We start from the raw sequence: 4113 nt of genomic DNA, 5'->3' as shown, positions 1-4113 counted from the left end.
GTTTTCATAGCCGGCATTGTCCATTCTGCCCTGGCTGTTTTTGCCGGTCCAGAAAACCAGCCTCCATACCCCAAGTTCAACCGCCTTTTCCAGAAGCCAGGAGCGCCGGGAACTTTTGTTCCAGCCCAGAGCCAGGTGCAACCTGGTCTGCGGTTTTGGCACCCTCCAGATATTTTCCGGAAACAAACCGGCTTCTTTCCTGCTGCTGGTACGGACCTCGAAAATACCCAGTCTGCCCCGCCCATCCAGGACACGGATCTTTTCACCGGCACTAATGCGCAGCACCCGGCTTAAATGGTGTGCTTCATCAGACTCCAGGCAATAAGGCTCCTGCCACTTTTCCGGGGGTAGATAAAAGGTGTGCATTGACAGTAGGGCTTGGTTGTTACTTGCAAAGAATGTTTTCCAGGATGAAGTTACTCACCTTCTGTCCGGCTTCCTGCAGGCTCAGGTGGTCGTTTTCCAGGGTCATTTCGGCTTCCTGGTCCACCTCGAACTCCTGGTCCACACCGATGACCATACCCAGTCCGGGAAAATCCCGGCCGGTTTTTTTCCTCTCCAGGGCTTTGTCATAAAGCTCGGCCATGACCTGACCTCCGGGTCTGGAGCGCTCCCTGTGCATGGCTGTGTCCAGGGTACAGTAAATATGAATTTCTGCAAAAACAGGGACCTGGTCTCGAACCCTTTTGCGCATTTCAAGCCTGGGGGCGGTGGCGTCCATAAGCACCAGTCCGCCCTGCAGGGCGGATTCAACCGCCTCCTGCGCAAAAAGCTCGTAGGCCTTTTCCCGTTCTTCCCTGGTGTATTCGGGCCTGGGAAAATATATCCTGCGCCGGTCATCCATGCGAAGCAGAACCGGGTCAAAACCCTTGTCCCGGAGCATGTCCATGACAAAGTCGCAGATGCTGCTTTTGCCGCAGCCGGGCAGCCCGGTAAACCAGATGACTGTTCCTGATTTTTGCGGATCTTTGCCTGAATTTCCATTCAGGCCGGATGCTGCGCAAAAAAAACCTGGTGCGATAGCGGCTGGTGTCTGCATGAGCCTGAACCGTGATTTAAAAAATTTTTAGAGTATCCGGAATAATTATCACAACAGCGAAACTTATATATTGACCTCCGGGGACTGGCTCTTTTGCCGCCTGATTTTTTATTCAATTGCAAGTTATAAAAACGGCAAAAGTGCCTGTCCCCAATTGGGTAATAAATTTTTTGAAGTTTCGCTGTAGTGTTATGAAATATAGCGTATCAAGGCCTGCCCTGCAGAGCAACATAATTTCCTGGCCTGTCACCCTGGAAATCACAGCGGATTCTAGCTTCCAGCACGATTGATATAAATTTTCCAGGAATAACAAGTTGTTAGCTATAATTTGATATTTTTTTATTTTATTTCTTGACAAGGGTTGCCACTTTCATCTAGTTATCCTGTAACGCACATATCAAAATATCTTTATATGGAAATAAATTGGATATTGTTAGACTGTTCAAATCCATGGGGGATGAAACCAGGCTGCGTCTGCTGCACCTGCTGCTGCACCATGAGCTGAATGTGAACGAGCTGGTTCGCATCATGGACATGGGCCAGTCCCGCATTTCCAGGCATTTAAAAATCCTGGCGGACTCGGGTCTTCTGCAGTCCAGGCGCGACGGCAGCTACATATATTACACAAGGATCGGGGATGCTGATCTTGCTCATCTCACTGACTTTTTAATTCAGGCCGGCAGATCCCGGCAGGATTTTGCTGCTGACCTGGAAAAGACTCAGGTACTGCTGGATGAGCGCAAGCACAAGGTCAAGACTTTTTTCAACAGCCTTGTGGATGACTGGGATCTTTTAAAGCAGGAAGTACTCGGGGACTTCAGTTTAAAACGCATCGTGGCCCGGGAGGCCAAAGGGGCAAGGACGGCAGCGGATCTCGGGTGCGGCACCGGGGAAATGCTTTTGGAACTCGGCAGGCACGCTCAGCGGGTCATTGGTGTAGACAGTTCAGCCGGGATGCTGGAAAAGTCCAGGCAAAGACTTTCCGGCTCCGGGGTAAATGCAGACCTACGGCTGGGGGAGCTGGAGCATCTGCCTATTCGAAACGGCGAAACCGACCTGGTGGTCATGGAAATGGTCCTGCGCCATGTAGCAGTTCCCCTGGAAGGGGTAAAAGAGGTCAGCAGGGTCCTGGAGCCGGGAGGTCGGTTTATCATGGCCGATTTTGACAGGCACAACCGTGAAGAGATCCGCTACAGGTATGGAGGTGTCTGGGCCGGCTTCGACAATGAACAGCTTCGGGATTGGCTGCAGCAGGCCGGCCTGGATCTTCTGGAACTGGAGCAGCACCGGGTGCAGCAGGGACTGGGCGTAAACGTCTGCCTGGCTGTCAAGCCCCTCAGTTTTGCCGGAGCAAACTGTTCAAAAGGATAATCCGGATATTTTTCACATATAAACCAAACAAGGAGAAAACAGAATGGACAAAGGAAAGCATTACGAAGTCAAGGACATGTCCCTGGCACCCCAGGGTTATAAAAACCTGGAACTTGCCGAGCTCAACATGGGCGCTCTGCTCAAGGTCAGGGAACGCTTTGCCAAAGAAAAGCCCCTGAAAGACATCCGCATTGGCCTGGCCCTGCACGTGACCAAGGAAACCGCCATCCTGGTGCGCACCTTGATAGCAGGTGGTGCAGAAGTGGCCATAACCGGCTGCAACCCCCTGTCCACTCAGGACGACGTTGCCGCGGCCCTGGCTGATGAAGGGGTCAAGGTCTGGGCCTACAAGGGCGAAACCAAGGAGGACTACTACCGCTATATCAACAAGGTCATCGAGTTCAAGCCGCACATTACCATCGATGACGGCTGCGACCTGGTTTCCGAGATCCATAAGAACCACAAGGAGTTGATCCCTGAAATAATATGTGGCTGTGAAGAGACCACCACCGGCATCATCCGGCTCAAGGCCATGGAAAAGGACAACGCCCTCAAGTATCCCATGATCGCGGTCAACGACAACATGACCAAACACCTGGTGGATAATTACTACGGCACTGGCCAGTCCACTTTGGACGGGATCCTGCGGGCCACTAACGTACTTCTGGCAGGCAAGAACTTCGTGGTTACAGGTTATGGCAGCTGCGGGAAGGGCGTGGCCAAGAGAGCCCAGGCCCTGGGAGCAAACGTCATCGTAACCGAGGTGGATCAGTTTCGCGCCCTGCAGGCGGCATACGACGGGTACCGGGTAATGAGAATGGAAGATGCCTCCAGAATCGGCGATATTTATTGCACTGTTACCGGCAATAAGCACGTCATTCGTCTAGAGCACGTAAAGAACATGAAAAACGGTTCCATCCTGTGCAACTCCGGCCACTTCGATAATGAAATCGAAATCCCGGCCCTGGAAAAGGCGGCTGAGTCCAAAAGAGAGGTCCGTAACTCCATGGATGAGTATATTGTGGACGGCAAAAAGATCTTTATTCTTGGCGAAGGCCGGCTGGTAAACCTTGCAGCCGCCGAAGGCCATCCCAGCGAAGTCATGTCCACTTCTTTCTGCGGACAGGCCCTGGCCTGCGAATACGGAGTGCAGAACAGAGGCAGGATGGAAAACAAAGTATTGCAGCTGCCTGTTGAGCTCGACGACGAAATTTCCGGGCTGCAGCTGACTGCCATGGGCATAGAGATTGATGAACTGACGCAGGAACAGAAAGACTATCTGGATTCCTGGGAGGAAGGCACATAATCAGAGGTCAGACAAGAAGGTTGTCCTGACCACGCGTTGTGCGCGGCAGGCAGAGAAAGGCAAGCAAAGAGTGGAGAATCAGGAAGACGGGTTCTCCACTTATCCTCTGAAGCAAGATTAAACTTTCAAGGGGATCTGTTTAGCACTTTGCATGTGGCAAGGGGACTGGCTCTCCCCGCAATTATTTTTTCAAATATGCTGAAGTTTCCTGTGGCAAAAATAAGTGCGGGGGTGCCTGTCCCCTGCTTTGCTTAAAAGCGCTAAACAGAGACTTTCAAGGAGAAGACGCCATGATAGGATCACAAGGCAAATATTTTTTCACTTCGGAATCAGTATCCGAGGGACATCCAGACAAGGTAGCCGATTATATCTCGGATGCGGTCCTGGACGCCCTGAT

General features: G+C 51.9%; 5 protein-coding genes. 3 read left to right on the top strand and 2 right to left on the bottom strand.

The genetic code is table 11. The features are described 5' to 3' along the window. Together QZP87_RS06210 and QZP87_RS06205 are read right to left on the bottom strand one after the other, a co-directional pair. The coding region (locus QZP87_RS06210; RefSeq protein ID WP_291322057.1) for an RsmE family RNA methyltransferase at positions 1 to 366 on the bottom strand (366 nt) is incomplete at its 3' end. A gap of 19 nt (positions 367 to 385) precedes the next feature. Further along, a complete protein-coding gene (locus QZP87_RS06205) occupies positions 386 to 1039 on the bottom strand; it encodes an adenylyl-sulfate kinase (RefSeq protein ID WP_291322056.1) in 654 nt (217 codons plus the stop codon). A 423-nt stretch (positions 1040 to 1462) separates the two neighbouring features. Between QZP87_RS06205 and QZP87_RS06200 the strand changes: the two genes are divergently transcribed. The 3 genes from QZP87_RS06200 to QZP87_RS06190 all read left to right on the top strand — a co-directional run. Then, positions 1463 to 2410: a metalloregulator ArsR/SmtB family transcription factor gene (locus tag QZP87_RS06200; RefSeq protein ID WP_291322055.1), complete on the top strand. Its 948-nt coding sequence runs from the start codon at positions 1463 to 1465 to the stop codon at positions 2408 to 2410. A 43-nt stretch (positions 2411 to 2453) separates the two neighbouring features. Continuing rightward, entirely contained in the window at positions 2454 to 3716 is a 1263-nt protein-coding gene (ahcY, locus tag QZP87_RS06195; protein ID WP_291322054.1) for an adenosylhomocysteinase, read from the top strand. Positions 3717 to 4006: 290 nt separating this feature from the next. Beyond that, on the top strand, positions 4007 to 4113 hold a 107-nt coding region (locus QZP87_RS06190), incomplete at its 3' end, for an S-adenosylmethionine synthetase N-terminal domain-containing protein (RefSeq protein WP_291322058.1).

The organism is Desulfonatronospira sp. (assembly GCA_003563255.1).
Taxonomy (GTDB): Bacteria; Desulfobacterota; Desulfovibrionia; order Desulfovibrionales; family Desulfonatronovibrionaceae; genus Desulfonatronospira.
Note: the sequence above shows the minus strand (reverse complement) of the source record. Positions and strands in the feature narration are given on the sequence as shown.